Origin of the sequence: Pseudoalteromonas sp. A757, from assembly GCF_004103285.1 — a bacterium.
Classification (GTDB): Bacteria; Pseudomonadota; Gammaproteobacteria; order Enterobacterales; family Alteromonadaceae; genus Pseudoalteromonas; species Pseudoalteromonas galatheae.
On record NZ_QNQN01000071.1, the window covers coordinates 37,571 to 63,300 of the forward strand.

31 protein-coding genes are annotated in these 25,730 nt (G+C 43.3%); 16 read left to right on the top strand and 15 right to left on the bottom strand.

The genetic code is table 11. The annotated features are described in order from the left end of the window. Nucleotides 1-111 precede the first annotated feature (111 nt). A complete protein-coding gene (gene pmbA, locus DRB05_RS14415) occupies nucleotides 112-1,461 on the top strand; it encodes a metalloprotease PmbA (protein ID WP_128727574.1) in 1,350 nt (449 codons plus the stop codon). Nucleotides 1,462-1,522: 61 nt separating this feature from the next. Here the strand turns inward: pmbA and mgtE are convergent, their stop codons facing one another. From mgtE to DRB05_RS14475, 12 genes are all read right to left on the bottom strand, one after another. After that, on the bottom strand, nucleotides 1,523-2,881 hold the full coding sequence (gene mgtE / locus DRB05_RS14420; RefSeq protein WP_128727575.1) for a magnesium transporter: 1,359 nt from the start codon (nucleotides 2,879-2,881) through the stop codon (nucleotides 1,523-1,525). A gap of 350 nt (nucleotides 2,882-3,231) precedes the next feature. Then, nucleotides 3,232-3,501: an HPr family phosphocarrier protein gene (locus DRB05_RS14425; RefSeq protein ID WP_010376658.1), complete on the bottom strand. Its 270-nt coding sequence runs from the start codon at nucleotides 3,499-3,501 to the stop codon at nucleotides 3,232-3,234. Then, nucleotides 3,502-4,368 carry an RNase adapter RapZ gene (rapZ, locus tag DRB05_RS14430; protein ID WP_010605937.1) on the bottom strand — a complete coding sequence of 289 codons (867 nt, stop codon included), beginning with the start codon at nucleotides 4,366-4,368 and terminating at the stop codon, nucleotides 3,502-3,504. Then, nucleotides 4,361-4,819, bottom strand: a complete 459-nt coding sequence (gene ptsN / locus DRB05_RS14435; RefSeq protein WP_128727576.1) for a PTS IIA-like nitrogen regulatory protein PtsN — start codon at nucleotides 4,817-4,819, stop codon at nucleotides 4,361-4,363. Before ptsN ends, rapZ begins: the two co-directional genes overlap by 8 nt. A gap of 1 nt (nucleotide 4,820) precedes the next feature. After that, nucleotides 4,821-5,108 carry a ribosome hibernation promoting factor gene (hpf, locus tag DRB05_RS14440; protein WP_128727577.1) on the bottom strand — a complete coding sequence of 96 codons (288 nt, stop codon included), beginning with the start codon at nucleotides 5,106-5,108 and terminating at the stop codon, nucleotides 4,821-4,823. A gap of 29 nt (nucleotides 5,109-5,137) precedes the next feature. Continuing rightward, nucleotides 5,138-6,637, bottom strand: a complete 1,500-nt coding sequence (locus DRB05_RS14445; protein WP_128727578.1) for an RNA polymerase factor sigma-54 — start codon at nucleotides 6,635-6,637, stop codon at nucleotides 5,138-5,140. A 46-nt stretch (nucleotides 6,638-6,683) separates the two neighbouring features. Next, a complete protein-coding gene (lptB, locus tag DRB05_RS14450; RefSeq protein WP_128727579.1) occupies nucleotides 6,684-7,409 on the bottom strand; it encodes an LPS export ABC transporter ATP-binding protein in 726 nt (241 codons plus the stop codon). Next, nucleotides 7,409-7,951 carry a lipopolysaccharide transport periplasmic protein LptA gene (lptA, locus tag DRB05_RS14455; RefSeq protein WP_128727580.1) on the bottom strand — a complete coding sequence of 181 codons (543 nt, stop codon included), beginning with the start codon at nucleotides 7,949-7,951 and terminating at the stop codon, nucleotides 7,409-7,411. The genes lptB and lptA overlap by 1 nt, the downstream gene beginning before the upstream one ends. Then, nucleotides 7,941-8,495 carry an LPS export ABC transporter periplasmic protein LptC gene (gene lptC / locus DRB05_RS14460; protein WP_128727581.1) on the bottom strand — a complete coding sequence of 185 codons (555 nt, stop codon included), beginning with the start codon at nucleotides 8,493-8,495 and terminating at the stop codon, nucleotides 7,941-7,943. Before lptC ends, lptA begins: the two co-directional genes overlap by 11 nt. Continuing rightward, nucleotides 8,492-9,043, bottom strand: coding sequence for a 3-deoxy-manno-octulosonate-8-phosphatase KdsC (kdsC, locus tag DRB05_RS14465; protein ID WP_128727582.1), 552 nt, complete (start codon nucleotides 9,041-9,043; stop codon nucleotides 8,492-8,494). The genes lptC and kdsC overlap by 4 nt, the downstream gene beginning before the upstream one ends. Further along, nucleotides 9,043-10,014 carry a KpsF/GutQ family sugar-phosphate isomerase gene (locus DRB05_RS14470; RefSeq protein ID WP_128727583.1) on the bottom strand — a complete coding sequence of 324 codons (972 nt, stop codon included), beginning with the start codon at nucleotides 10,012-10,014 and terminating at the stop codon, nucleotides 9,043-9,045. Before DRB05_RS14470 ends, kdsC begins: the two co-directional genes overlap by 1 nt. Before the next feature lie 9 nt (nucleotides 10,015-10,023). After that, nucleotides 10,024-10,983: a calcium/sodium antiporter gene (locus DRB05_RS14475; protein ID WP_128727584.1), complete on the bottom strand. Its 960-nt coding sequence runs from the start codon at nucleotides 10,981-10,983 to the stop codon at nucleotides 10,024-10,026. A gap of 174 nt (nucleotides 10,984-11,157) precedes the next feature. On the opposite strand from DRB05_RS14475, the gene DRB05_RS14480 reads away from it, so the two are divergent. The 7 genes from DRB05_RS14480 to murA are packed head-to-tail and all read left to right on the top strand — an operon-like array spanning nucleotide 11,158 to nucleotide 15,815. Further along, nucleotides 11,158-11,958, top strand: coding sequence for an ATP-binding cassette domain-containing protein (locus DRB05_RS14480; RefSeq protein WP_193554575.1), 801 nt, complete (start codon nucleotides 11,158-11,160; stop codon nucleotides 11,956-11,958). Nucleotides 11,959-11,960: 2 nt separating this feature from the next. Then, the gene (mlaE, locus tag DRB05_RS14485) at nucleotides 11,961-12,740 is read left to right on the top strand and encodes a lipid asymmetry maintenance ABC transporter permease subunit MlaE (protein ID WP_010376675.1); all 780 of its coding nucleotides are present in this window, start codon (nucleotides 11,961-11,963) and stop codon (nucleotides 12,738-12,740) included. A gap of 13 nt (nucleotides 12,741-12,753) precedes the next feature. Continuing rightward, on the top strand, nucleotides 12,754-13,299 hold the full coding sequence (gene mlaD, locus DRB05_RS14490) for an outer membrane lipid asymmetry maintenance protein MlaD (protein WP_128727585.1): 546 nt from the start codon (nucleotides 12,754-12,756) through the stop codon (nucleotides 13,297-13,299). 2 nt (nucleotides 13,300-13,301) lie between these two features. Beyond that, the gene (locus DRB05_RS14495; RefSeq protein ID WP_128727586.1) at nucleotides 13,302-13,988 is read left to right on the top strand and encodes an ABC transporter substrate-binding protein; all 687 of its coding nucleotides are present in this window, start codon (nucleotides 13,302-13,304) and stop codon (nucleotides 13,986-13,988) included. Then, complete coding sequence (locus tag DRB05_RS14500) at nucleotides 13,975-14,280, top strand: STAS domain-containing protein (RefSeq protein WP_010376680.1); 306 nt, start codon at nucleotides 13,975-13,977, stop codon at nucleotides 14,278-14,280. Before DRB05_RS14495 ends, DRB05_RS14500 begins: the two co-directional genes overlap by 14 nt. A 5-nt stretch (nucleotides 14,281-14,285) precedes the next feature. Further along, complete coding sequence (locus DRB05_RS14505) at nucleotides 14,286-14,543, top strand: BolA family protein (RefSeq protein WP_128727587.1); 258 nt, start codon at nucleotides 14,286-14,288, stop codon at nucleotides 14,541-14,543. Between the two features lie 12 nt (nucleotides 14,544-14,555). Continuing rightward, nucleotides 14,556-15,815 (top strand): UDP-N-acetylglucosamine 1-carboxyvinyltransferase, encoded by a 1,260-nt coding sequence (murA, locus tag DRB05_RS14510; protein ID WP_128727588.1) that lies wholly within the window; start codon nucleotides 14,556-14,558, stop codon nucleotides 15,813-15,815. A gap of 71 nt (nucleotides 15,816-15,886) precedes the next feature. On the opposite strand, the gene DRB05_RS14515 is transcribed toward murA, so the two are convergent. The 3 genes from DRB05_RS14515 to DRB05_RS14525 form a co-directional block, all read right to left on the bottom strand. Then, nucleotides 15,887-16,966 carry a trypsin-like peptidase domain-containing protein gene (locus DRB05_RS14515; protein ID WP_128727589.1) on the bottom strand — a complete coding sequence of 360 codons (1,080 nt, stop codon included), beginning with the start codon at nucleotides 16,964-16,966 and terminating at the stop codon, nucleotides 15,887-15,889. Between the two features lie 101 nt (nucleotides 16,967-17,067). Further along, nucleotides 17,068-18,420, bottom strand: coding sequence for a DegQ family serine endoprotease (locus DRB05_RS14520; protein WP_128727590.1), 1,353 nt, complete (start codon nucleotides 18,418-18,420; stop codon nucleotides 17,068-17,070). 115 nt (nucleotides 18,421-18,535) lie between these two features. Further along, a complete protein-coding gene (locus tag DRB05_RS14525) occupies nucleotides 18,536-18,991 on the bottom strand; it encodes a YhcB family protein (protein WP_128727591.1) in 456 nt (151 codons plus the stop codon). Nucleotides 18,992-19,114: 123 nt separating this feature from the next. On the opposite strand from DRB05_RS14525, the gene zapE reads away from it, so the two are divergent. The 8 genes from zapE (at nucleotide 19,115) to DRB05_RS14565 (ending at nucleotide 25,686) form a co-directional block, all read left to right on the top strand. Further along, nucleotides 19,115-20,203 carry a cell division protein ZapE gene (gene zapE / locus DRB05_RS14530; RefSeq protein ID WP_128727592.1) on the top strand — a complete coding sequence of 363 codons (1,089 nt, stop codon included), beginning with the start codon at nucleotides 19,115-19,117 and terminating at the stop codon, nucleotides 20,201-20,203. A 352-nt stretch (nucleotides 20,204-20,555) separates the two neighbouring features. Beyond that, complete coding sequence (gene rplM / locus DRB05_RS14535; protein ID WP_010376694.1) at nucleotides 20,556-20,984, top strand: 50S ribosomal protein L13; 429 nt, start codon at nucleotides 20,556-20,558, stop codon at nucleotides 20,982-20,984. A gap of 8 nt (nucleotides 20,985-20,992) precedes the next feature. Further along, nucleotides 20,993-21,385 (top strand): 30S ribosomal protein S9, encoded by a 393-nt coding sequence (rpsI, locus tag DRB05_RS14540; RefSeq protein WP_161568695.1) that lies wholly within the window; start codon nucleotides 20,993-20,995, stop codon nucleotides 21,383-21,385. A 503-nt stretch (nucleotides 21,386-21,888) separates the two neighbouring features. After that, complete coding sequence (gene petA, locus DRB05_RS14545; RefSeq protein WP_095728873.1) at nucleotides 21,889-22,479, top strand: ubiquinol-cytochrome c reductase iron-sulfur subunit; 591 nt, start codon at nucleotides 21,889-21,891, stop codon at nucleotides 22,477-22,479. Continuing rightward, nucleotides 22,479-23,780 (top strand): cytochrome b N-terminal domain-containing protein, encoded by a 1,302-nt coding sequence (locus DRB05_RS14550; protein WP_128727593.1) that lies wholly within the window; start codon nucleotides 22,479-22,481, stop codon nucleotides 23,778-23,780. The genes petA and DRB05_RS14550 overlap by 1 nt, the downstream gene beginning before the upstream one ends. Beyond that, nucleotides 23,777-24,538, top strand: a complete 762-nt coding sequence (locus tag DRB05_RS14555; RefSeq protein ID WP_128727594.1) for a cytochrome c1 — start codon at nucleotides 23,777-23,779, stop codon at nucleotides 24,536-24,538. Before DRB05_RS14550 ends, DRB05_RS14555 begins: the two co-directional genes overlap by 4 nt. A gap of 96 nt (nucleotides 24,539-24,634) precedes the next feature. Further along, a complete protein-coding gene (gene sspA, locus DRB05_RS14560) occupies nucleotides 24,635-25,261 on the top strand; it encodes a stringent starvation protein SspA (protein WP_095728872.1) in 627 nt (208 codons plus the stop codon). After that, the gene (locus DRB05_RS14565) at nucleotides 25,261-25,686 is read left to right on the top strand and encodes a ClpXP protease specificity-enhancing factor (protein ID WP_128727595.1); all 426 of its coding nucleotides are present in this window, start codon (nucleotides 25,261-25,263) and stop codon (nucleotides 25,684-25,686) included. Before sspA ends, DRB05_RS14565 begins: the two co-directional genes overlap by 1 nt. Nucleotides 25,687-25,730: the final 44 nt, after the last annotated feature.

Sequence of the window (25,730 nt, forward strand, 5' to 3'; positions counted from 1 at the left end):
TAAGGTCTCTAACATTAGAGTATACCACAATTGATCACTACAATAGTTAGTAGCTGTGATAGCATATTAACTAATATGTTTTAGTTAGACGAGCGAGCGGATAAGGTATCTATGACTCAACCTCAACAACACCCTATATATAATCAAATTGATGATGTGAAAAATGCAGTTGCCGATGTGTTAGCGCATGCTAAAAAACTAGGTGCAACCTCGGCAGAAGCGGCGATGTCTAGCACCTCAGGTCTGTCTGTAAGTACACGAATGGGAGAGGTTGAAACCATTGAGTTTAATCAAGATGGAGGTCTTGGTATCAGCGTGTATGTGGGTAATCATAAAGGCTCAGCATCAACCGCAGATCTGAGTCCTGACGCCTTACGCTCAGTGGTTGAAAAGGCTGTAGATATTGCTCGGTTTACCTCGGATGACCCCTGTAATGGTGTGGCTGATAAAGCCTTGCTAGAGATGTCACCAACAGATTTAGATCTTTTCCACCCTTGGCAAGTTTCTCCCGATGAAGCCATTGAGCAATGTATTGCTGCTGAAAAAGCCGCGTTAGAATTCGATCCTCGAATCGTGAATTCTGATGGCGCGAGTTTATCGAGCCATCAAGGGATCCGTGTATACGGCAATAGCCATGGCTTAATTGCAGGGTTTCCACGTACCAGGCACAGCTTGAGTACTATGGTGATTGGTAAAGAAGGTGAGCAAATGCAACGGGACTCTGCCTATGCGTTGTCCCGCGTGCACACGGATCTAAAATCTCCTGAAGAAGTTGGTTTGGAAGCCGCGCAGTCTACGCTGGCCAAATTAGGTAGTCGTAAGGTATCAACGCGTAAAGTGCCTGTTATTTTTCGAGCGGATATCGCGAACAGCTTATTTGGGCACTTAGTGTCAGGTATTGGTGGCGGCGCGCTATATCGTAAGTCTAGCTTCTTGTTAGACTCTTTAGACACACAAATTTTTAATCGCTGCGTAAACATTGAAGAGAAGCCACATCTACTAAGAGGGCTTGCTTCTAGTCCTTTCGATAGTGAAGGTGTAAAAACCATCGACCGTGAAATTATCACAGATGGCGTACTGAATACTTACCTATTGGCAAGCTATGCTGCACGTAGAATGAATATGCAATCGACAGGTCACGCGGGTGGGATCCATAACTGGTTAGTAAAACCAACACACGGTGATTTAACCAGTCTACTTGCGTCGATGGGTACTGGTTTGTTAGTCACTGAACTAATGGGGCAAGGTGTTAATACAGTAACCGGTGATTACTCAAGAGGTGCTGCTGGTTTTTGGGTCGAGAATGGTGAGCTGCAATATCCTGTGAGTGAAATTACGATTGCTGGCAATTTAAAAGATATGTTTATGGGGATTGAAGGCGTTGGCGGTGATATTGAGTGTCGAGGCGCAGTACAAACCGGATCTATACTACTCAATAATATGCAAATAGCGGGCGAATAACTCTCTTCCTCAGCTCAAGAAATGCTGGCTTTGACCAGCATTTCCCGCCATTTCGACACTGTTACACTAATAACCAAGTCGCTGTGCCAAGGAATGCGAAGATCCCGACGATATCGGTAACAGTTGTTAGCACTACACTGCCAGCTAGTGCTGGGTCGATATTCATTTTCTTTAGCATAATAGGAATACTGGCACCCGCGATACCAGCTGCGACTAAGTTCATAAACATCGCAAAGGCAATAACGGCACCGAGTGTAAAATCCCATTGCCATATAGCAATAACCCCAGCGATCAAGACAGACCAAAGCACACCGTTTAGTGCACCGATCGCCAGCTCTTTACCCATTAAAAACTTTTGGTTAGTTTGGTTAATATGACCAAGGGCAATACCACGAATAACTAGAGTTAGTGTTTGGCTACCGGCAACGCCACCCATACTTGGCACTATGCCATTTAACACTGCGAGAATAGGTAAAATATCCAGAGTACCTTCGAAGAAGCTCGCAACAAACGCAGCCATCAAGGCGGTTAGCAGGTTAATCCCAAGCCAAATAGAGCGGCGCTGGCTACTTTTTAGAACTGGCGCAAAAGTATCTTCTTCATCTTCAAGACCTGCCATACTTAATAAGCTGTGCTCGGCATCTTCACGGATAACGTCAACAACGTCATCAATGGTGACACGACCAAGCAAATGAGCGTTATCGTCAACGACAGGAGCAGAGATCCAGTTGTGGCGCTCAAAAAGCTGCGCCACTTCAGATTCGTCCATAGAGATAGGGATCGTTTCTTTATCTTCATCCATCCAGTCTCGAACCATACTGTCAGGAGATTTAGTTAATAAAGTATTGACTGATAAGGTGCCTAAAAAGCAGTTGTCTTTATCAACTACATATAACTCATCTGTACCATTTGGCAACTCACCTTTAAGACGTAGATATCTAAATACAACTTCTAAGGTAACATCGGGGCGAATGGTGACCGTGTCGGTGCTCATCAGGGCACCTGCCGAGTGTTCCTTGTAGGACAATGCTTGTGTCGCACGTTCTCTGTCTTGGCTATCCATCGCGCCAATAACATCTTGGTAGACGGTATCAGGCAGGCTCCTTAGGACATCACCAAGATCATCGTCGTCCATGTCTTCTGTAGCGGCAGCAATTAGCTCCGGCTCCATTTGGGCGATGATCCCAAGTCTTACGTCCTCTGACAGTTCCTCCAAGACATCCCCTTGGATATCTGGGTCGACGAGCTGCCATAACATAGAACGAACTTTATGCGGAGATGACTCTAACAGTAGTGCTGTATCACAAGGTGCCGTCTCTGCGAGCATGCGCCTAACTTGAACAAACTGACCACTGTTTAAGGCTTTGGTTACCTTTTGGAGTTGTTCCAGTGTGTAGTCTTGTTCAAATACTTCAGGCATAGGCATCCTTTTTGATAATAGTGGTGACTATCGTGATTAAGTTAACCCTATTCGTATACTTTATTGCAGAAATCAATTTCTTAATTTGAATGCTATTCGTGTTGTTTCTGCTGGTGGGTTGTTATCGTTAATACACCTTAAAGGTGTACGCAACGATAATTTAAGTTTACCTCGGTAACTAACTTTACCGCACGAAAGAAACCTAAATTGGTATTACAGTGTAACTCAGTTTACTGGGAACTACCAAGGTTTACGCTTAATTATGAGAGACTTATTAGACCACTTTGGTTACGGAGGAGGGGGAGATTAGCAGGGAGTAAATGAATCAGGCCTTATTGTTTTACCGGCGGTTATTCGGATTCATTAAACTTATTTTCTATCAGTCCACCAATGGCATCTAATGCATATTGAGCATCAGGGCCTTCGCAGACAACTCGTACCTCTTTGCCTTGGCTACTTTCAAGTAACAGCAGTGCTAGAACGCTATCAGCAGCTGCGCTTTTGTCTCCTTGATATAAGGTCACTTCGGCATCAAATTGGGTAGCTAATTGAGCAAGAACCGTCGCAGCTCGGGCATGCAGACCTAGCTTGTTCTGGATTAAAAACGTATCTTCTAACATTTAACCCTCTTGCTCACGATGACGAATTTTGACGTTAGGGTGGGTTTTAGCAAAACGCTCGCCTATGGTTTGTGCGAGGTATACCGAACGGTGCTGCCCTCCAGTGCATCCTATTGCGATTGTTAGATAGCTGCGATTGTTACGTTCTAAGTGTGGTAACCAAGTTTGTACAAAGGTTTGAATTTGCCAAGTAAACTTTTGCACGATGCTGTGACTCGACAAATAGTCTTTGACTGGCTGATCTAGGCCCGTGAGCGGCTTAAGCTCAGGTTCCCAATGTGGATTGGGTAAAAAGCGCGCATCAAAAACGTAATCCGCTTGTTTTGGAATACCGTGTTTAAAGCCGAAAGATTCAAAGGTAATAATGAGTTGTTTGTCTTTTTTACCTAAGATTTTTTCGCGAATATCTTCAGCAAGTTGATGAACGCTCAGGCCTGTAGTATCAATGAGGAAGTCGGCGCGAGTGATCAATACATCTAATAATTCTCGTTCTTTCTTAATTGCAACATCTAATGGGAGGTTATGCAGTGAAAGCGGGTGCAAACGGCGTGTTTCTGAGAAGCGTTTTATCAGGGTTTGATCGTCACTGTCTAAATAAAACAGGGTAGGTTTGGCGAAGCCTGGTAAGTACTCAAGAATGTCATTAAACTCGTCTTGTTCTTTAGGCAAGTTTCTAACATCAATGCTCACTGCAATTTTATTATAATTGTCGGAAACACTACGGACTAAAGAGGGCAGTAAGTTGACTGGAATATTATCTACACAATAGTAGCCTAAATCTTCCAATACTCGAAGCGCTACAGATTTACCAGAGCCAGATCGGCCACTGATAATGATAAGCTCGAGTCCTTTTTCTTCATCACTCATCAAATTCACCTTGGATCACTGCATATAACTCATCATCACTTTTTGCTTGCCTAAGCATTTTGCAAAAAGACTTGTCTTGGAGTGTATCAGCAATCGCCGCTAAGGTCTTCAGGTGCTGTTGATTATCACCTTCAGGTACGATGAATGCGACAAAAATATCGACCGGCTGCTTATCTATGGCTTCAAACTGGATCCCTTGCTCACTGACAAGTACCATTGCAAGGATTTTATCTAACCCTTCAAGTCGTCCATGAGGAATAGCAATGCCTTTACCAATCCCAGTGCTACCTAATTTCTCTCGCGCCATTAAAGCGTCCAAGATAGCATGCTGACTGGTATTTGGAATTTGACTATGAGCCAGTTCGCTGATGTATTCTAAAATACGTTTTTTGCTATTAAAAAGGACCGCAGCTTTACTGCAGTCCTTGTTCACTAATTCACTTAATTTCATCTTAGTGTCGAGTGAGCTTCTCTTTGTGTTTAATAACTTGACGATCTAGCTTGTTGATAAGGCCATCAATTGCGGCATACATATCTTGATGCTCTGTTGATGCAAATAGTTCGCCGCCGTTTACGTGTAATGTTGCTTCTGCTTTTTGTACTAGCTTCTCGACATCTAGGATCACATGCACGTTATTGATATGATCAAAGTGCCTTTCTAGCTTCGCAAACTTGTTGGTGACATAGTCTCTTAATGAGTCAGTAATTTCTACATGGCGACCAGTTAGATTTAGTTGCATAAGCATTTTTCCTTCTTGGGTTTTACGTCTTATATCAAACTTTTACGCTGATTTGACGGTGGAATGGCCAGGGATTCACGATATTTTGCAATCGTGCGTCTCGCTACCTTAATTCCTTGCTCAGCTAAGATATCTGCAATTTTGCTGTCACTCAATGGCTTCGCGGTATTTTCTGCAGCTATCAGCTTTTTGATAAGTGCCCTAATTGCTGTGGAAGAGCACTCACCTCCATTTTCTGTACTTACATGGCTAGAGAAGAAATACTTCAGCTCAAATATTCCCCGAGGTGTATGCATATATTTTTGTGTTGTCACACGGGAAATTGTGGACTCATGCATCTCAACCATTTCAGCAACATCATTTAGCACCATAGGGCGCATTGCTTCGGGGCCATGTTCAAAGAATGCCTGTTGTTGTTGCACAATGCAATTGGTAACTTTTAATAAAGTATCATTTCGGCTTTCTAAGCTTTTAATAAACCATTTTGCTTCTTGTAAATGAGAGCGAATAAACTGACTATCCGTACTGGATTTCGCCGTTCTAGACATCGCAGCGTAGTGATCGTTTACTCTTATTTTAGGCATAGCATCAGGGTTTAGCTCTACGACCCAACGACCTTTTACTTTTTTCACCGATACATCAGGGATCACATACTCAGGTTCTTCATGAATAATGCTTGCCGCAGGCTTTGGGTTAAGACTATGAATTAGCGTCATCACCTCTTTGAGATCGGCTTCTTTAAGGCGCGTTTTCTTAGCCAAAGTTCGATAGTCACGGCTGGCAAGCAAATCAATATGCTCTGTCAGGATCATTTTCGTTTCGGCAATCCATGGCGTATCTGGGGCGAATTGGTTTAGCTGAATACATAAGCATTCTTGTAAACTACGCGCAGCGATACCAACAGGGTCAAAAAGCTGAATACGTTTGAGTACGGCTTCGACTTCATCTAGCTCAATAGGCTCTTCGCTATCTTCGTCATTAATGCTCTCTAAAATGTCTTCGCAAGAGAGTGTTAAAATGCCTGACAGGTCGACCGCTTCAATAATCGCAATCGCAATAGCTCTATCTGTTGGACTAAATGGAGTCAACTCAAGTTGCCACATGAGATAATCATGGAGAGATTCAGAGGTTTCCCCTTGATAAACATTATCGTCATCAGGGAGTGGACCTGAGCTGGCGGCTGGAGCTGCGCTCATATACTCGTCCCAAGTGACATCCATGGCGAGATCATCGCTCACCGTGTCTTTGCTCATGGCGGTATCTGAGTCTATCTCATAGTCACTAACCGATGCTTCATCGCCTGAATTTTGATTATCTTCAGTGCTGCTCTTTTCTTGGCCGTGTTGGTCAGCATTTTCGCCGTCAGTATTATCACCTTCTTCCACTTCCAATAATGGATTGCTGTCTAATGCTTCTTGTATTTCCTGTTGCAGATCCAATGTACTAAGCTGCAGCAAGCGAATAGCTTGTTGCAGTTGTGGAGTCATTGTAAGTTGCTGCCCCATGCGCAGCTGTAATGATTGCCTCATGTATCTCTAACAATCCTTTTTAACAGTTATTAATACTACGTCTTAACTATAGCTTGAATTGTTCGCCTAGGTAGACATCTCTTACGGTTTGATCTGCCAAAACATGTTCTGGCGTGCCTGCAGCGATTAACTCACCATGTGAAACGATGTAGGCCTTTTCACATACGTCTAGTGTTTCTCTTACGTTGTGATCGGTGATTAATACACCGATACCGCGGTTTTTTAGGTGCTCTATGATTGTCTTTATATCTAACACCGAAATTGGATCAACACCAGCAAAAGGTTCATCTAACAGGATAAACTTGGGATTAGCGGCTAAAGCGCGAGCAATTTCTACCCGTCTTCTTTCGCCTCCCGATAATGCCATACCCTGTGAATCGCGAATATGTTGAATATTAAATTCATCTAATAACTCATTTAGCTCAGCCTCTCTTTCAACTTTAGTTAAGTCTTTTCGAGTTTCTAAAATCGCCATTAAATTTTGATAGACCGTGAGCTTTCTAAAGATTGAAGACTCTTGCGGAAGATAGCCAATGCCAAGTCGCGCGCGGCTATGCATCGGTAGTAAAGTGATGTCTTCGCCATCAATCTGAATAAAACCTTTATCGCTTGGTACTAATCCTACTATCATGTAAAAAGTAGTGGTTTTACCTGCGCCATTTGGGCCTAACAAACCTACAATACTGCCAGCTTGGACACTTAAGCCAACATTCTTGACGACTTCACGACCTTTATAACTCTTTGCTAAACCCGTTGCTTTGAGCTCGCTCATTAATTGTTACCTTCTTCCTGCGCTTTTTTATCTTTTGCGTCTTTTTTATCATCTACAGGAACAAGTATGGTTCTTACACGGGAGTCTTCTTGATCTGAGCGCTCAGCGCTGATCAATTGCTTTTCAATGTCGTAGGTGATGACTTGCGCATTGATTTTTTGCCCAGTTTGATTGATTTCCGCATCGCCAGAAATCACTAGGGTTCCTTTAGCTACATCGTAACGGATTTCATTTGCTTTGGCTTCTAGTAAGTTGCCATCAGGTTGACGTTCGCTAAAAGTGGCAGGGCTGCCAGTTGCAACAAGCAGCTGTTTATTTGTACCAAGCTCTGCGCGGCGGTGAACCTCTAGGCGGTCAGCATTTATTTTTCTGTTGCCATGAATAATTACAACATTCTGTTCAAAAATACCGATATTACTTTGCAGCTGAGCTTGCTGACGGCCAGCATCAATAATGACTTCATTTTGTTGTGCGGCAATAGCCAGAGTAGAACTTGCAAGCAAGCCGATGCAAACTAGGTTGTTAATGATTTTACTGGTCATAATAAATTGTCTTTGTGTGGTTGATGAGTTCGATCACTTGCTTTTGCAGATCCGCATGTAGTCCTTTACCCGTGATCCTAAGACTAGGACCCGTGATAACAACAGGGTGTTCCGACTTCATCAATTTTTGCTTAATTTCAACTCTTACATTGTCGGCATTAATATCAGTGATCATGGCGTTAGGTGTTAAATTCTTTGCCAATACATTGCCTTCCAAGATTAAAGTATTGTTTTCGTATAATGTTGCTTCCGATGAACTTATTTGCCAATTTTGCTCACCGTTATACAAAGTGAAAATAGGTTTTTCAAAGTGACTAAAGCCAAGATCTTGATACAACTCCATCTTATCAGCAGTTACTTGATAGTTTAATAAGCCATTTTCACTATAGGTCGTTTGTTGAAGCGTGGTTGCAACGTAATCTGGCTTAGCTAACGGTTCATCTTCCTTTGTTGGATCCGCCTCTGATGGATTGAACATGGGTGACCACATCCATATCATTAAAGAAGCGAAAACAATGAGTAAAATGACACGCAATACGGTCATGTACTTGATCCTTTGGAAGTTAATAAGTGCTTCTGGCTAAGCATAATGAGATCAGTAAGCTCTCTCACAGCACCAAAACCACCAGGCATTAAGGTCGTGTAATGAGCGATGTGCTTAACAAGAGGATGCGCATCATTGACGGCAACGGCGAAACCGACTCGTTCCATTACGGGTAGGTCTGGACCATCATCACCAATATACGCGATTTCATCATCGCTAAGGTTAAGCTTAGCTTTCAGTTCATCATATGCCACTACCTTGTTTTCTTGACCTTGGTAAATATAAGTTACATTTAAACTAGTCATGCGTTGCTGAACAATTTGTGAATGTCTTCCTGTGATCACTGCAACCTCAATTCCACAATCAATCAAAGCCTTAATACCAAACCCGTCTTTGGTATTAAAAGCTTTCAGTTCTTCGCCATTATTGCCAAGGTATATACGGCCATCTGAAAACACGCCATCAATATCACAAATCAATAATTTAATTCGCTTTGCTTTTTCCCAAGCTGTAGTTGAAATTGCCTGATATAAATCTTCAAATTGCATTACAGTACCCCCGCTCTAAGTAAATCCTGCGTATTTAAGGCACCAACCGGAACGTTGTTTTCATTTACCACAATTAAGCCATTAATTCGCTTGGTTTCCATGATATTGAGTACCTCAGCCGCGAGCATATCGGCGCGTGCTGTTGTACTTTTTGCCGTCATTACTTGCGTGATAGGGGTGGTGTGAATATCGATCTTTTGTTCGATAATACGGCGTAAGTCGCCATCGGTAAAAATACCTTGTAATTGTATGTTTTCATCTACGATTGCGGTCATACCTAAACTTTTGGCAGAGATCTCAAACAAGGCCTCTTTAACTGTGCAATGGCTGTCGACCATTGGGATTGCATCTCCTTGATGCATGACGTCAGCAACGGTTAGTAGTAGTCGTCTTCCTAAACTACCGCCAGGATGGGAGAGCGCAAAATCATCAGCCGTGAAGCCTCTGGCTTCAAGTAGCGCAACTGCGAGTGCATCACCCATCACTAGCGTAGCTGTGGTGCTGGCTGTAGGTGCAAGCCCTAATGGGCACGCCTCTTTTGATACTTTGACACAAAGATGGACTGTCGCGTTTAGAGCCATTGTAGAGTTAGGGTTACCTGTCATGGAGATTACTGGCGCACCTAAGCGCTTAATCACAGGTAGGATTGAGATTACCTCTTGGGTTTCCCCCGAGTTGGAGATCATCAATACTACATCATCTTTGGTGATCATACCCAAGTCGCCGTGACTCGCTTCGCCTGGATGAACAAAAAACGCAGGACTGCCGGTACTTGCGAGCGTTGCTGCAATTTTATTACCAATGTGGCCAGATTTACCCATGCCAATTACGATGATCCGGCCTTGGCAGCCAAACATAATTTCACAGGCTTTTGCAAATTGTTGATCAACGAACTGCTGCACTTCTTCTATTGCTGCAAGTTCGGTAGCAAACACTTGATTTGCAGAATCGATAAATGGGCTCTTTGTCACTAGACTTCCTTAAATGATGTAGTAAATGTAACCGGCGAAGCTTGCGACAAGTATGCCGCCTTCTAAACGGTTAATGCGACGCTTACCTGTTAAGCTGAGGCTCATTAGGATAAGCAGCAGTGTCGCGCCGAGCATAATAAAGATATCACGTGAAGCAATATTGGCGTCGAGGACGGATGGATTCATGATCCCAGCAATCGATAGCACCGCCAAGATGTTAAAAATATTCGAACCAATAATATTACCAAGGGCTAAGTCGTCTTCATTTTTCAACACGCCAGCAATACAGGCGGCAAGCTCTGGTAGGCTAGTGCCAACGGCAATAATGGTTAGCCCTATAAGCAAGTCGCTCATACCAAAATATTTGGCTATATCAACGGCTGCACCAACCAAGTAATCCGCGCTAACTGGCAGTAGGATCATTCCTACAACTAACCAAAATAAGGCCTTTTGAGTTGGGATATTATCTGGTACTTCCTCGCAGGCCTCACTTACAAATGGATCATCGCTATCTCCATCACCACGTTTTGTGATGATGATTAATGTGATCAGAAAAGCGATAAAACCCACTAATAATAAAACACCTTCAACGAAGCTAAAGTGGTTATCACTTACGATATACCACGCAACTAGTGAAACGATAACTAACAGCGGCATTTCGCGGCGTAAAATGCCAGAACCGACTGATAGCGGTCTTAATAATGCAGTAAGGCCCAAAACGAGCAAAATATTGGCAATGTTAGAACCTATGGCATTACCTACGGCGGTGTCTGTTTTATCTGCAAGAGCGGCTTGCGCAGCAACCATCATTTCTGGCGCTGAAGAACCCATGGCCACAATAGTTAAACCAACAATTAATGTCGGTACACCAAAGTTTCGTGCAAGAGCAGCCGCACCAAAAACAAAGCGGTCAGCACTCCAAACCAATGCAATGAAGCCAAGAATGAGAATAACAAACGATAAAACCATGAACCTCTAGCCAATAGGATTAAAATTTCGTTAGATACTACCAAAAGCGCTCTGGAAAGTATAAGCAAACCGTTACATTTCACGACTTACAAAATTTTACCAAAACGATTTTCCATCTTGTTTGAAAAAAAAGTATCATACTTGGATGAATATAGTCTGGATCTGGAGAGCGACTTGTCGCAGTCAATTGTAGAAATCAAGGATGTAACCTTCTCTCGGGGTGAAAGGATCATCTACAAAAACATGAGCTTTTCTGTACCAAAGGGCAAAATTACCGCAATAATGGGGCCGAGCGGTATTGGTAAAACCACCATGCTTCGTTTAATTGGTGGTCAGCTTAAGCCTGATAGCGGTGATATTCTTTTTGCTGGAAACAGTATCCCTAATATGTCACGAACAGCTTTGTATCAAGCTCGAACGCGCATGAGCATGTTATTTCAAAGCGGTGCTTTGTTTACCGATATGAGCGTGTTCGACAATGTGGCTTTTCCCCTACGCGAGCATACTGAACTATCTGAAGAGTTAATTCGTTTAGTGGTGTTGATGAAGCTCCAAGCCGTAGGTCTTCGTGGTGCAAAAGATTTAATGCCAGCGGAGCTTTCTGGTGGTATGGCAAGACGTGCTGCCCTAGCGCGTGCTATCGCGCTTGATCCTGAATTAATTATGTATGATGAACCGTTTGCAGGTCAGGATCCGATTTCCATGGGTGTTCTAGTTCGGTTGATTAAGTCTCTGAATGAAGTGTTGGGGTTATCGTCGCTGATAGTCACCCATGATGTCACCGAAGTGCTGAGTATTGCCGATCACGTCGTCATTATTGCTGAGCAAGGTGTGATTGGTACAGGAACCCCTGAGCAGATGCTTGAACACGAATCGCCATTAGTGCAGCAGTTCTTACAGGGCCTTGCGGATGGGCCTGTACCATTCCACTTTAAAGCGCCTGATTATCAGCAAGCGCTGTTGCAAGGAGAGTGAATATGGTCGACTTTTTACAAAAACTAGGCCACAAAACTCTTAGCCGTTTTGCTGCGCTTGGCCGTGCCACAACGATGCTTTTTGGTGCGCTATGTAGCTTACCTAATTTCCGAAAAGGCACGCCACTGTTGATAAAGCAACTTTACATGGTTGGTCATCAGTCATTGTTGATTATCATGGTGTCGGGTTTATTTATCGGCATGGTATTGGCATTACAAGGCTATACCGTGTTGGTTGGATACGGCGCAGAAGATAGCCTAGGGCCTTTGGTTGCTTTGAGTTTACTCAGAGAGCTAGGCCCTGTGGTAACCGCACTCTTATTTGCAGGGCGCGCAGGCAGTGCGTTAACTGCAGAAATCGGTTTGATGAAGGCAACTGAGCAATTATCTAGTTTAGAAATGATGGCGATAGACCCGCTTAAGCGCGTGGTAGCCCCTCGCTTTTGGGCCGGTTTTATTAGTATGCCATTACTCGCACTGATATTCTCTGCGATCGCTATTTTAGGCGCACACTTGGTGGGTGTTGATTGGTTAGGCGTAGATTCAGGTAGCTTCTGGTCAATTATGCAATCGCAAGTGTCGTTTCAACAAGACATCTTAAATGGTCTTATTAAGAGTTTCGTATTTGCACTATTAGTAACTTGGATCGCGCTATACAAAGGCTATGACTGTATTCCTACTTCAGAAGGAATAAGTAAAGCGACGACAGAGACGGTAGTACATTCTTCACTGGCTGTACTTGGCTTTGACTTTGTATTAACAGCGGTTATGTTCTCAAGTTAAAAGGTTTTTAAAAATGAATACACGGAAAATAGAAATTTTAGTTGGCTTGTTCGTGGCGTTGGGCGTTGCTGCATTTGTAATGTTGGCGCTAAAGGTGGCTAACTCAGGCTTAAGCGGGAATGGTGAGACCTACACCTTACAGGCTAAATTCGAAAATATAGGCTCGTTGAAAACCCGTGCTCCAATTAAGGTGGGTGGGGTTGTGATTGGTCGTGTTGATGGAATTCACATCCATCCACAAGAGTTCGTGCCGGTAGTTTCAATGAGTTTAGATAAAAACTACGAGTGTCAGTTTTCTGATACATCGTCGGTTTCGATTTTGACGTCGGGCATTTTAGGTGAGCAATATTTAGGTATTTCTCCCGTTATTGCCGCCGAATCAGCGAAGCAAAAATGTCTTGGTCAGGAAGTAACGAGTGAAGATAGCGTTGATCTAGAGTCTCTCTTTGGTGTGGAAACAAAGGCATTAAAAGACGGTGACATGATCACAGATACAAAATCCGCACTTGTATTAGAAGAGCTAATCGGTCAGTTCCTATTTAATCAAGGGAGCGAGTAAATATGTTAAAAAATATCTATGTAAAATGTCTGACTTTGTTTGTAGCCTTGATGGCTACTGCATTGGTTCAGGCGAAAGAAGTGGACTCAAGCGATCCATACAAAATGGTAGAGCAAGTTGCGGCGCAAACTTTTCAGCGTGTTACCAAAGATCAAAGCATCATTGCAAAAGACAAAGAACACCTACGTGTGATCGTTGAAGAAGAGCTCTTGCCTTACATTGATTACAAATATGCCGCGTATCGTGTACTAGGATCTTATATTCAGACCGTCCGCAATATTGAGGATAAACAAGAGAAAGCAGCAGCTGTTGAGCATATTAAAGAGTTTATTGAAGTATTCAAAAATTACTTGGTAGCGACTTATGCTGGCGTGTTTACTCAATATAAAGATCAGAAAGTAGAATTTGGTGAGCATCGCCCATTTGAGAGCGAGGGCGTGGTGGTTGTTAAGACCAAAATTGTAGAGCCTGGAAAGCCTGATATCAAAATTGACTTTAAGGTTAGACGTGGTCAAGACGGCGATTGGCGTGCTTTTGACATGATGGCGGAAGGCATTAGTTTACTCGATGCCAAACAATCGGAGCTACACGGTATTTTGCGCCAGCAAGGTATTGAACATGTGATCCAACTGTTGGATAAAAAGAGCAAGCTACCAGTGCAATTTAGAGGGGATGATGGTGACGCCTAATATTTCATTCACCGAAAGTAAAGGTGAAATCGTGTTAACTGGTGAACTTACGAGAGCGAGTTTGCCAAGCGCACTGAAACAGTCAACCATCGTTCAAGTGTTGAAAAATGCACAATCAACCGTCTATTTTAACCTTTCTGAGGTGACAAGGGTTGACACTGCGGGCTTAGCTTGGTTAATTCACTCTTTAGGTCAATTGAAACAGCGCGACATTCGTCTCGAGCTGAAAAATACGCCTGAACAACTGCAAAATTTAATGGAGTTGGGACAGGTGACAACCCTATTTGAGTGAGTCTAATGGAAACAAATCAAGTCGAAACTTTATTAAAAGATGCGCTATCACTTGACGAGATCATCGTCAAAGCTAATGGTAGTCACTACGAAGTCATTGCTGTTGGAACGTGTTTTGACGGATTAAGAAGGCTGAAAAGAGAACAGCTTATCTATGGCCCACTGATGGATACTATTAAAGACGGCACTATGCATGCTGTTAGCATCCGTGCATTCACACCTGATGAATGGCAAAAAGAGCGCAAATTTATTCTTCCACAATAACGGAGTGCCGCAATGGATCAGTTTGTTATCCAAGGTGGCACCACTTTAGCCGGTGAAGTCACTATTTCCGGGGCTAAAAACGCAGCCCTACCTATTTTATTCGCCGCTCTGCTTGGTGATGGTAAAAGCCGTTTTTCTAATGTACCGCACTTACGCGATATTGGTACCACTGAAGCTTTATTAAAAACATTAGGTGCTGCAGTTGAGTGGGATGGTGATATCTTAGAAATCAATGGTGCCACGGTAAATAGCGTGCTTGCACCTTATGAGCTCGTTAAGCAAATGCGTGCGTCGGTCTTGGCGCTAGGCCCATTAGTTGCAAGGTTTGGTCAAGCTCAGGTTTCACTGCCAGGAGGTTGTGCTATCGGTGCTCGTCCTGTCGATCTGCATATTTCTGGCCTTGAGAAAATGGGTGCTAAGATCAAAGTTGAGAATGGTTACATCCATGCGGTAACTGAGGGTCGTCTGCGGGGCGCCGAGATCTTTATGGAAACCGTCAGCGTTGGTGCTACTGAAAACTTACTGATGGCTGCAACCCTCGCCGATGGTAAAACTGTGATAGACAATGCTGCGAGAGAGCCTGAGATTATTAACTTAGCGGAATGCTTAGTTGCTATGGGTGCCAAGATCAGCGGTGCAGGCTCCAGCCGAATCGAGATCGAAGGCGTTGAACGTCTCAACGGTTGCGAGCATAAAATCCTTCCAGATCGTATTGAAACGGGGACCTTTTTAGTTGCTGCGGCAATGGCAAAAGGCGAAGTACTCTGTAAAAACACGGATTATCATAGCCTTGAGCCTGTACTTGAAAAGCTACGAGCTGCTAATGCTATTGTTGAGGTAAGTGAAGACAATATTTATGTAGATATGCGTCAACGCACTTTGAAAGCCGTTAATATCAAAACCATGCCACATCCAGGTTTTCCAACAGATATGCAGGCTCAGTTTACTGCATTAAATGTGGTGGCTGAAGGGAGTGCGACAATCACAGAAACTATCTTTGAAAATCGCTTTATGCATGTGCCGGAGCTACAGCGCATGGGCGCAAATATTCGTTTAGAAGGCAACACTGCAATCTGTGGTGAGACTGAATCGCTATCAGGTGCTCAGGTGATGGCAACCGATTTACGCGCATCAGCGAGTCTTATATTAACGGGAATTGTTGCAACGGGCGAAACCGTTGTCGACCGCATCTATCACGTTGATAGGGGTTATCAGAAGATAGAAGATAAGCTAAGTCGTTTAGGTGCAAATATAAAACGCCGTAAAACCTAAGCTTAATTAAGTAAGTTAGTATAAAAAACGAAAAAGCGTCCATCTGGACGCTTTTTGCTTAACCTTTTTGCCTAATATAACCCTGTTTCGAGTTCAGCGACTTCCACCGTAATGGTGAGGCGCTGCCCCCCTCTGAGTACTTCAAACTCGAGTTTTGTACCAGGCGCGGTATTACCTATCGTCTTTAATGTCCTCTGTGGATTAGTCACAGGCTCTCCACCTACTTTAACGACAATATCGTGTTCTTTCATACCTGCTTGCCATGCAGGGCCTAGTGGGTCTAATTCGCTCACCGCAAGGCCGACAATTGGTGTGTAGAGATCCGTTACGCTTTTACCTGTATTGTCAACTGGCGTGCCTCTGAAGCCGAGATAACCTCGGATCACTCGGCCATCCATAATGAGTTTATGCATGACATCCAATGCAAGGTCATAAGGGATTGCAAACGAGATACCTTGAATATCAATGTTCAAGCGCGTGCGAAATTGTGCAGAGGTAATACCAACGAGTGCACCATTAGAATTGACAACGGCACCACCGGAATTACCAACATTAATTGCCGCATCCATTTGCAGTAAATTATTGAACTGGCTTTCCGTAAGTGTTTGTTTACCTGTAGCACTGATAATACCTTGCGTAATGGTTTGTCCAATGTTCAACGGATTACCAATTGCGAGCACCACATCTCCAACACGGGGCGAGTAATCATGATCGATAGGAATGACTGGCAAATTCTCTGCTGGAATTTTTAATAAAGCTAAATCCGTAATGGTGTCAAAGCCAATTAGTTGCGTATCGCTATACTGGCGGCCATCAGGAAGAAGCACAATGATTTGATCAGCATTGTTCACCACATGATAGTTTGTCAGTATGTAACCGTCTCGGCTCATAATAACACCAGAGCCAAGCTCTCTAACCGTACTTTGGCGCTGATATCTTGGTTGATTGCTAAAACCCTCGGAAAAAATCGTCACGACCGCTGGAGCGGTTTTTTCTACTGCATCAGCAAAACTCATATGGTGGGCCTGAATATGTGGGGCCTCAAGCTTTGGCAGGTTTTCCCTTAATTCAGGATTAAACCAAATGATGATAAAAGCGATCCCAAGCCCGGCAAGCAGCGGTGGAAAAATGAATTTAATTAATTTGAACACAAGAGCTTATATTTATCGTTATCTGATACTGTTAATAATGACACAAAAAAAAACACAGCGACAAGTTTCGCTGTGTTTCATTTTAATATTTCTCGATTTCGTTACTGAATGAGGTAGAAAACCGTTTCACGGTCACGCTTAATCCCAAGCACAATATTGCCTTTGATACCGTCGATAAGCTTAGACATATCTTTGACGCTAGTAACGCGTTTTCGATTCACTTGCATGATCACATCGCCCTCTTCAAGTCCAACACGTGCTGCTGGTGAACGAGGTTCTATAGATGTGATAACGACACCTTCATTGCCGTTGCGCTCGCCACTCTCTAGTACCGCACCTCGTAGGTTTGGATGTACGTCCTCAGCGTTAGCCTGTTCTTCTTGCTTGCCACCAAGCTCCACGTCGATAAATTTGGTCTTGCCATCACGGTAGACGCCAAGTCGCACTTCACGACCTTCACCCATTGTCGCCACTTTACCGTGAAGTTCATTAAAGCTCTCAATTTCGTCTCCGTTTAGGCTGACAATAACATCATTGGCTTTCAGGCCGGCTTTGTCCGCTGCTGAGTCTTCAACTACACGCATGACATAAGCACCACGTTTAACTTCGAAACCTTGCGCTTTAGCTAGACCAGCATCTAGGGTACGGCCTAAAATACCTAATGAGCCACGGCGAACTTCGCCATACTCGACAATTTGGTCCACCAGATTTTTCATCATGTTTGACGGAATAGCAAAGCCGATCCCTACATTTCCACCAGATGCACCTAAAATAGCAGTGTTGATACCAATGAGTTCGCCGTTTAAGTTAACCAAAGCACCACCTGAGTTACCTTGGTTGATTGCCGCATCTGTTTGGATAAAGTCTTCATAGCCTTCGATATTCAGGCCGCTACGACCTAGTGCACTGATTATCCCTGAAGTGACTGTATGACTTAAACCAAATGGGTTACCAATAGCAACGGAAAAATCACCCACTCTCAACTTGTCTGAATTAGCGAGTTTGATTTCTGTTAGGTCTTCGCCATCGATTTGTAGTAATGCGATATCAGATTCGGCGTCGCTACCGATTAATTTAGCCTCAAACTCTCTGCCATCCTTCAGAGTGACCAGCATTTCGTCTGCATCATCAATAACGTGATTGTTCGTAACCACATAGCCTTTATCTGCATTGATAATGACACCTGAGCCGAGGCCACTAAAAGGGCGCTTTTGACTACGTGGTTGCGGTTGTCCAAAGAAAAAATCGAAAGGGTCGACGCGACGACGCACTTCTTTAGCGCCTTTTACTTGGATACTGACAACGCCGGGGGCTACTTTTTCCAGCATGGGTGCTAGCGTTGGCAGCTGCTGGCCGTCTACGGCAACAGGAAGTTTGGCCATGCTTTGCTGCGGTAACAGCAATAAGCTAGAAGAGAGTAAAGCGGCCGATAACAAAGATAGTTTAAATTTCATAGTCGTGAAGTACTCCGCTATTAGCGTTAATATAGGTCATAAGAGGCTGATAACTAGCCTCTTATTAGTAATCAATAACTTCTTTTAAAGACTATGGGGTCGACAAAAAGTTTCATCAAGAGGCTTTAATTTGCTCACTTTCTTTTTTTTGACCAGAAAATAACCCAGTTTCACCTTCTGCATAATCACTTGGTGGCGCCTCAAAGCTTGGATCTTGCTTACGTCTTCTCTCTGGACGTGCTTGTAGAGAAGCTTGCAGCTGTTCTGTGGTCTCTTTCGAGAAAAAAGGCTCCGCAGGATGAGATGGGCGATCCTGTGTAAGTAGCTGATTCGTTTCTTCCACGTGGGTAAGCAATTGCTGATAGCTATCTTGCATTTTATTTACCAGCTTTTTGGTGCTAGATAGGTGATCTGATACATCTTGACGATATTGCTCAAGGTCGTGTTTAGCTTGTTGTGCTTGCACTTCTAACTCATGGTGTTTGAACTGCTTTTTCGTTACAAAGCCACCTAAAAAGAATGCAGCAATGGCAACAATAATCAGTAATCCAAGCCAAGTAACGGTAGTCATATGTTTCTCCCTGTGTGCCTCAACGGCAAATAAAATTAAAACTCTGTTAGAGTTAAATATACGCTGTGAATACAGTCGTGTTAATATAACCTACAAACAAATCGTAAAAAAATATTTAAGTCGATGACGCCTTGGGAAAAATATCAGCAAGACCTACAACGTGATGATTTTCAATATGACAGTGCGCAAGAAAATGCCGTAAAGCATTTACAGCGACTGTATGACGACCTTGTCAATCAGCCACCAGTCAAACAAAGTTTCTTCTCACGCTTGTTTGGCAAAGTTGAGCAACCAAAAGTGAAGGGTTTATACTTTTGGGGTGGAGTAGGGCGTGGAAAAACTTATCTAGTTGATACTTTCTACGATGCGTTGCCGACGGAGCGCAAAATGCGGGTGCATTTTCACCGCTTTATGCATCGTGTTCACGCAGAATTGAAAAAGCTCAAAGACGTAAAAAATCCGCTGGAAAGCATTGCCGACACTTTTAAATCAGAAACTGATCTTATTTGTTTTGATGAATTTTTTGTCCAAGACATCACCGATGCCATGCTACTTGGTGGATTAATGCAGGCGCTGTTTGAACGTGGAATCGTATTGGTAGCGACTTCTAATATAATCCCCGATGAACTGTACCGAAATGGGCTGCAGCGAGCTCGATTTTTACCTGCCATTGAGTTGGTAAAGGCCAATACTGAGGTTGTTAATGTAGACTCGGGTATTGACTATCGTTTACGTACTTTGGAACAAGCGGAAATTTTTCACAGTCCGCTTGATAAGCAAGCTGATGAAAACTTATTCGATTACTTTAACAAATTGTCTCCAGAGCCGGGTACTGCTGGCAAAGCAATCGAGATTGAAGGTCGGATGATCCAAACTCGAATGGTGTCTGACTGTATCGTTATGTTTGACTTTCCTGCGCTATGTGAAACCGCTCGTTCGCAAGTGGATTACATGGAAATCAGCCGGTTATATAACACTGTTATCTTGTCTAATGTGAAGCAAATGGGCCAGCAAAACGATGATGCTGCAAGACGTTTTATTGCGCTTGTGGATGAATTTTACGAGCGAAATGTGACGCTTATCATCTCGGCGGCGGCGCCTATTACTGAACTTTATACCGATGGCACGCTGAATTTTGAGTTCAAACGCTGCATAAGCCGTTTGCAAGAAATGCAATCCCATGAATATTTAGCAAAAGAGCACTTAGCCTAACGGCAATTACTTTTCTGTTAAGAGGACTTGTTCGACATGGGGTGGTAAACATCGTATTTGAATAAGTCCGTTTTACGCATACGTCATCGTTTCGTTGGATTTTTTGCCTTTTCGATTTTTTTCGAAATTCTTCAGATTTTCTTGTAGAAAAAAGCACCAAGCGCTGGTTTTCACCCAGAAGGCTTGCTATAATCCGCGGCCTGCCACGTTGCGTTCTATTGCCCTCGTCGGCTTAGCCACTGACTTGAGCGGCATAAAAGTCTTAAACTCGAAGGGGTTAAAGCAAATACAAGTAGAGCGGTAGTCCAAGGACTGCCTGTGGTTTTAAAATTGAAAACTTTGGATTTTTATAATGAAAACGTTTGTTGCTAAACCAGAAACTGTAAAACGTGACTGGTACGTAGTTGACGCTGAAGGTAAAACTTTAGGTCGCATCGCTACTGAAATCGCTCGTCGCCTTCGCGGTAAGCATAAAGCTGAGTACACTCCACACGTTGACACTGGTGATTACATCATCGTAATCAACGCTGAGAAAGTTACTGTAACTGGTAATAAAACTCAGGACAAAATGTACTATGCTCACTCTGGTTACCCAGGTGGCCTTAAGTCTATCAACTTTGAGAAACTTCAAGCTAAAAAGCCTGAAATGATCATCGAGAAAGCGGTTAAAGGCATGTTACCTCGCGGTCCTCTAGGTCGTGAAATGTTCCGTAAACTTAAAGTTTACGCTGGTAACGAGCACAACCACGCTGCACAGCAGCCTCAGGTTCTAGACATTTAAGGAGCACTATCATGGCAAATCAATACTACGGTACAGGTCGTCGTAAAAGTTCAAGTGCTCGCGTATTCCTACGCCCAGGCACTGGCAACATCGTAATCAATAAGCGCTCTTTAGAAGAGTTCTTCGGTCGTGAAACTTCTCGCATGGTTGTTCGTCAGCCTCTAGAGTTAGTTGAAATGACAGAAAAGTTTGACTTATACATCACTGTTGCAGGTGGTGGTACAACTGGTCAAGCGGGTGCTATCCGTCACGGTATCACACGTGCACTAATGGAGTTTGACGAGTCACTACGTCCAACTCTACGTAAAGCTGGCTTTGTTACTCGTGATGCTCGTAAAGTTGAGCGTAAGAAAGTTGGTCTTAAGAAAGCACGTAAGAAGACACAGTTCTCTAAGCGTTAATTTATTACGTTTCAAGAATTCAAAAACCCAGCTTATGCTGGGTTTTTTGTTTTTAATACTGTGGAACTCAGCAATTGGAGTAAGCTTGTTCTTGAGATTTCCTTCAATTTCGCTCAAAAATATCGCATCGAGTTAAAAAAGTTCAATAAATATAATAATTAGTGCAAATCGAGCGGTAACTTGGCGGTTTTTTTTGCTACAATTGGCGGAGCAAGTAGAAAGACCTGAGATCCAGTCATGCGATTTGGTGCGTATCCTTAGTCGGGGGTTGATCTTAGTCAGTATATTGTTGTGTCAGACGCGATATCATGAATACGCGGTTTCATGCTCGAAGTAATCATAGATGATTATCTGCGGGTTTATTCGGGCATGGATCTGGAATAACCTTGTTTTAATCAAGGTATTTATTTATGATCGCGTCTATTTTGTAATTTCTTAAATTAACCTGCTGTAACTGATGTTCTCAATATAGCAAGTGTTGGGAATCAAGTGGAGATAAGTGGATGAGCAATGCGCCTGTAGACAACAGCCGACGTCGCTTTTTAACTATCGCTACCTCTGTTGTAGGTGGCGTTGGTGCGGTTGGAGCTGCTGTTCCTTTTATTGCGTCCTGGAATCCAAGTGAGCGAGCTAAATCTGCAGGTGCGCCTGTAGAAGTAGATATCAGCAAACTTGAGTCTGGACAACTTATTCGTGTTGAGTGGCGAGGCAAACCTGTTTGGATTGTTAATCGTACACCAAAAATGCTAGAACAAATGAAGCAACACGAAGACCAACTTCGTGATCCTAACTCTGAAGAGCCACAACAGTTGGCGTCTGCGCAGAACGGTTTTCGTTCTAAGCGACCTGAGATCTTCGTCGCTGTTGGGATTTGTACTCACTTAGGGTGTTCACCATCTTTCCTTAACGGAAGTTTTGGCGAAAAAGTAGAAGGCACTGATAGTGGTTTCTTCTGTCCTTGTCACGGTTCGAAGTTTGATATGGCGGGTCGCGTATTCCAAAACGTACCTGCGCCTCTAAACTTAGAGATCCCACCGTATACCTTTATTGACGACACTACTATTTTGGTAGGTGAAGAAGAAGGGGTTGCATAATGTCTGTAAATGTAGATAAAGCAGAAAATACGGGCGTAGTGGGCAAAGTTGTTGATTGGATCGATGCTCGTATTCCAATGACTCGCGTCTGGAATATGCATATTGCTCAATACCCAGCGCCAAAGAACTTTAACTTCTGGTACTTGTTTGGCTCACTCGCCATTTTAGTATTGGTAAACCAGATTGTGACTGGTATCTGGCTGACTATGAACTTTGTTCCTTCTGCTGAAGGTGCCTTTGCATCAGTAGAATACATCATGCGTGATGTTGAATATGGTTGGTTATTGCGATACTTACACTCCACTGGCGCGTCCGCGTTCTTCGTGGTGGTCTATCTCCATATGTTCCGCGGTATGATTTATGGTTCTTACCAAAAGCCACGCGAACTTCTATGGTTGTTTGGTATGTTTATCTTCTTAGCGCTAATGGCTGAAGCATTCATGGGATACTTACTTCCTTGGGGCCAGATGTCTTTCTGGGGTGCTCAGGTAATCATTTCATTATTCGGTGCAATCCCTGTAATTGGTGATGACTTAACGCTTTGGATCCGTGGTGACTACGTTATTTCAGGTGCAACGCTTAACCGCTTCTTTGCACTACATGTTATTGCCCTACCATTAGTACTGGTTATCTTGGTATTCCTTCACATTGTTGCACTTCACGAAGTAGGATCGAACAACCCAGACGGTGTTGAGATCAAGCGTAAGAAAGGCTCTGTGGCTGAGGAAGACAAACCTAAATTTAAATTCCATGAATACTACACTGACAAAAAAGATATTGTGGATGCAATTCCATTCCACCCTTACTACACAGTAAAAGATGTCTTAGGTGTTGCTGGCTTCTTAATTTTCTTCTGTGCAATTGTTTTCTTCGCACCAGAAATGAACGGTTTCTTCCTTGAAGCGCCAAACTTCGAAGCAGCAAACCCGCTGAAAACGCCAGAGCACATTTTCCCAGTTTGGTACTTTACGCCATTCTATGCGATCCTTCGTGCAATCCCTGATAAGCTAATCGGCGTACTTGCGATGGGTGCATCAATTGTAGCATTGGCACTATTGCCTTGGATTGACCGTGGTTCTGTTCGTTCGATTCGCTACCGCTGTGGCTTCCATAAGTTGAACATTGCTCAGTTTGTTGTCACTTTTGTTATCCTTGGTTGGATTGGTGCAACACCGCAAACTGACTTTAAAACGCTATTGTCGCAAATTACGACAGTAACTTACTTCATGTTCTTCGTATTGCTATTCTTCTACAGTAAAAATGAGAAGACGAAGCCACTACCAACGAGGTTGACGAAATGATGAAAAAGCTAGTAATCGGTTTATTCGCATTGTTGCCAACGTTATCGATGGCAGCGGGTCCATCAGTACCTTTGATGGAAGCAAATAATGACCTAACAGATAAAGCATCTTTACAGCGTGGCGCTAAGTTATTTATGAACTACTGCCTTGGCTGTCACCAGATGCAGTATCAGCGTTATGAGCGTACTTTCCGTGATATTGGTATTCCAACAGATATTGGTCAAGAAACGCTTATTTTCGATGGTTCTAAAGTGGGTAGCCATATTAAAAACTCTATGGCGAAAGATGATGCAGCAAAGTGGTTTGGTGCTGCTCCACCAGACTTAACACTTATCTCTCGTGTTAAGTCACCGGACTACATCTATACTTACTTGAAATCATTCTATAAAGATGAGTCTCGCCCATTTGGTGTAAACAACATTGTTTTCCCATTGGTGGGCATGCCTCACGTACTACAAGAGTTGCAAGGCTTGCCAACTCCAATCACTGAAGAGCATGAAGTTGAAGTGGTTGAAAATGGCGAAAAAGTCATGAAAACCGTCACCAAAGTTGTCGGTACTGAAACAGATGGTAGTGGTGAGATGAGTGTTGATGAATATGACCAAGCAGCACGTGACCTGACAAACTTCTTAGCTTATGTAGGTGAGCCTTCTCGCCTGGAGTCAGAAGCTTTAGGTATTAAGGTTATTGGTTTCTTAGTTATCTTCTTCATCCTGGCATTCTTCTTGAAGAAAGAATACTGGAGAGATGTTCATTAATTTGAATATTCAAAGGTAATTTTTGCAATAGGGGCGTTCGCCCCTTTTGCTGTTTAAAGTGATTTAATTACTTTTAGTTTTTTAATGGAGGTAGGCATGGCCGTTGCTGCCAATAAGCGCCCTGTAATGACACTTTTTTCTGGGTCAAACTGTATGTACAGTCACCAGGTACGTATCGTACTTGCTGAGAAAGGTGTAAGTGTTGATATTCATCAGGCTGAAAAGGACAACTTACCAGAAGCTCTACATGAGATTAACCCGTATGGTACTGTTCCTACGCTAATCGATCGTGAGCTTGGTTTGTACCAAGCGAATATCATTATGGAGTATCTAGACGAGCGCTTCCCGCATCCTCCTCTGATGCCTGTATATCCGGTAATGCGTGGTCGTAGTCGTTTGATGATGCACCGCATTGAAACTGACTGGTATTCACTTGCTGAAAAGGTTTCTGCGGGCGGTGATGAAGCTGCACAAGCTCGTAAAGAGTTAACCGAAGCTCTACTAGCTGTAGCACCTATCTTCAATGAAGCACCTTACTTCATGAGTGAAGAGTTCAGCTTAGTAGATTGTTATTTAGCTCCACTACTTTGGCGTTTACCACAGCTTGGTATTGAGCTGAATGGCGCCGGTAGCAAAGAGCTAAAAGAATACATGCTACGTTTATTTGAGCGTGACTCATTCCAAGCATCGCTAACTGATGCTGAGCGTGAGATCAGATCGTAATGACGTCTAATCGTCCTTACTTACTACGCGCTTTTTACGAGTGGATTGTCGATAACGAATGTACGCCGCATTTAGTGGTGAACGCGGACTTCCCCTCGGTACAGGTTCCAACACAGTTTGTGCAAGAAGGGCAGATTGTGTTGAACGTAAGCCCATCTGCTGTGACGAATTTCTCTATGGATAACCAAGCACTGAGCTTTAATGCTCGGTTTGGTGGTCAGCCAATGCAAGTATACGTACCTAACGGTGCGGTATTGGCTATCTATGCCAGAGAAAATGGTGAGGGCACGGTATTTACACCTGAAGAAGAAGTCTTTGAAGATGAAGAGCTAGATTTGGCGGAAGAGACTGAAGTCTCACAAGCGCCAGAGACTAAGCCTGAACCTGAAAAGAAAAAAGGTTCTCACCTTCGAGTGATAAAATAAAAAAACCTGCGAATGCAGGTTTTTTTATGGCTATACATTATTGG

What these genes read in the sequence shown, in the direction of transcription:
- pmbA (WP_128727574.1), top strand. Translation starts at nt 112, where the DNA reads ATGACTCAACCTCAACAACACCCTATATATAATCAAATTGATGATGTG.
- mgtE (WP_128727575.1), bottom strand. Translation starts at nt 2,881, where the DNA reads ATGCCTGAAGTATTTGAACAAGACTACACACTGGAACAACTCCAAAAG.
- DRB05_RS14425 (WP_010376658.1), bottom strand. Translation starts at nt 3,501, where the DNA reads ATGTTAGAAGATACGTTTTTAATCCAGAACAAGCTAGGTCTGCATGCC.
- rapZ (WP_010605937.1), bottom strand. Translation starts at nt 4,368, where the DNA reads ATGAGTGATGAAGAAAAAGGACTCGAGCTTATCATTATCAGTGGCCGA.
- ptsN (WP_128727576.1), bottom strand. Translation starts at nt 4,819, where the DNA reads ATGAAATTAAGTGAATTAGTGAACAAGGACTGCAGTAAAGCTGCGGTC.
- hpf (WP_128727577.1), bottom strand. Translation starts at nt 5,108, where the DNA reads ATGCAACTAAATCTAACTGGTCGCCATGTAGAAATTACTGACTCATTA.
- DRB05_RS14445 (WP_128727578.1), bottom strand. Translation starts at nt 6,637, where the DNA reads ATGAGGCAATCATTACAGCTGCGCATGGGGCAGCAACTTACAATGACT.
- lptB (WP_128727579.1), bottom strand. Translation starts at nt 7,409, where the DNA reads ATGAGCGAGCTCAAAGCAACGGGTTTAGCAAAGAGTTATAAAGGTCGT.
- lptA (WP_128727580.1), bottom strand. Translation starts at nt 7,951, where the DNA reads ATGACCAGTAAAATCATTAACAACCTAGTTTGCATCGGCTTGCTTGCA.
- lptC (WP_128727581.1), bottom strand. Translation starts at nt 8,495, where the DNA reads ATGACCGTATTGCGTGTCATTTTACTCATTGTTTTCGCTTCTTTAATG.
- kdsC (WP_128727582.1), bottom strand. Translation starts at nt 9,043, where the DNA reads ATGCAATTTGAAGATTTATATCAGGCAATTTCAACTACAGCTTGGGAA.
- DRB05_RS14475 (WP_128727584.1), bottom strand. Translation starts at nt 10,983, where the DNA reads ATGGTTTTATCGTTTGTTATTCTCATTCTTGGCTTCATTGCATTGGTT.
- mlaE (WP_010376675.1), top strand. Translation starts at nt 11,961, where the DNA reads ATGGTCGACTTTTTACAAAAACTAGGCCACAAAACTCTTAGCCGTTTT.
- mlaD (WP_128727585.1), top strand. Translation starts at nt 12,754, where the DNA reads ATGAATACACGGAAAATAGAAATTTTAGTTGGCTTGTTCGTGGCGTTG.
- DRB05_RS14495 (WP_128727586.1), top strand. Translation starts at nt 13,302, where the DNA reads ATGTTAAAAAATATCTATGTAAAATGTCTGACTTTGTTTGTAGCCTTG.
- DRB05_RS14500 (WP_010376680.1), top strand. Translation starts at nt 13,975, where the DNA reads ATGGTGACGCCTAATATTTCATTCACCGAAAGTAAAGGTGAAATCGTG.
- DRB05_RS14505 (WP_128727587.1), top strand. Translation starts at nt 14,286, where the DNA reads ATGGAAACAAATCAAGTCGAAACTTTATTAAAAGATGCGCTATCACTT.
- murA (WP_128727588.1), top strand. Translation starts at nt 14,556, where the DNA reads ATGGATCAGTTTGTTATCCAAGGTGGCACCACTTTAGCCGGTGAAGTC.
- DRB05_RS14520 (WP_128727590.1), bottom strand. Translation starts at nt 18,420, where the DNA reads ATGAAATTTAAACTATCTTTGTTATCGGCCGCTTTACTCTCTTCTAGC.
- DRB05_RS14525 (WP_128727591.1), bottom strand. Translation starts at nt 18,991, where the DNA reads ATGACTACCGTTACTTGGCTTGGATTACTGATTATTGTTGCCATTGCT.
- zapE (WP_128727592.1), top strand. Translation starts at nt 19,115, where the DNA reads ATGACGCCTTGGGAAAAATATCAGCAAGACCTACAACGTGATGATTTT.
- rplM (WP_010376694.1), top strand. Translation starts at nt 20,556, where the DNA reads ATGAAAACGTTTGTTGCTAAACCAGAAACTGTAAAACGTGACTGGTAC.
- petA (WP_095728873.1), top strand. Translation starts at nt 21,889, where the DNA reads ATGAGCAATGCGCCTGTAGACAACAGCCGACGTCGCTTTTTAACTATC.
- DRB05_RS14550 (WP_128727593.1), top strand. Translation starts at nt 22,479, where the DNA reads ATGTCTGTAAATGTAGATAAAGCAGAAAATACGGGCGTAGTGGGCAAA.
- DRB05_RS14555 (WP_128727594.1), top strand. Translation starts at nt 23,777, where the DNA reads ATGATGAAAAAGCTAGTAATCGGTTTATTCGCATTGTTGCCAACGTTA.
- sspA (WP_095728872.1), top strand. Translation starts at nt 24,635, where the DNA reads ATGGCCGTTGCTGCCAATAAGCGCCCTGTAATGACACTTTTTTCTGGG.
- DRB05_RS14565 (WP_128727595.1), top strand. Translation starts at nt 25,261, where the DNA reads ATGACGTCTAATCGTCCTTACTTACTACGCGCTTTTTACGAGTGGATT.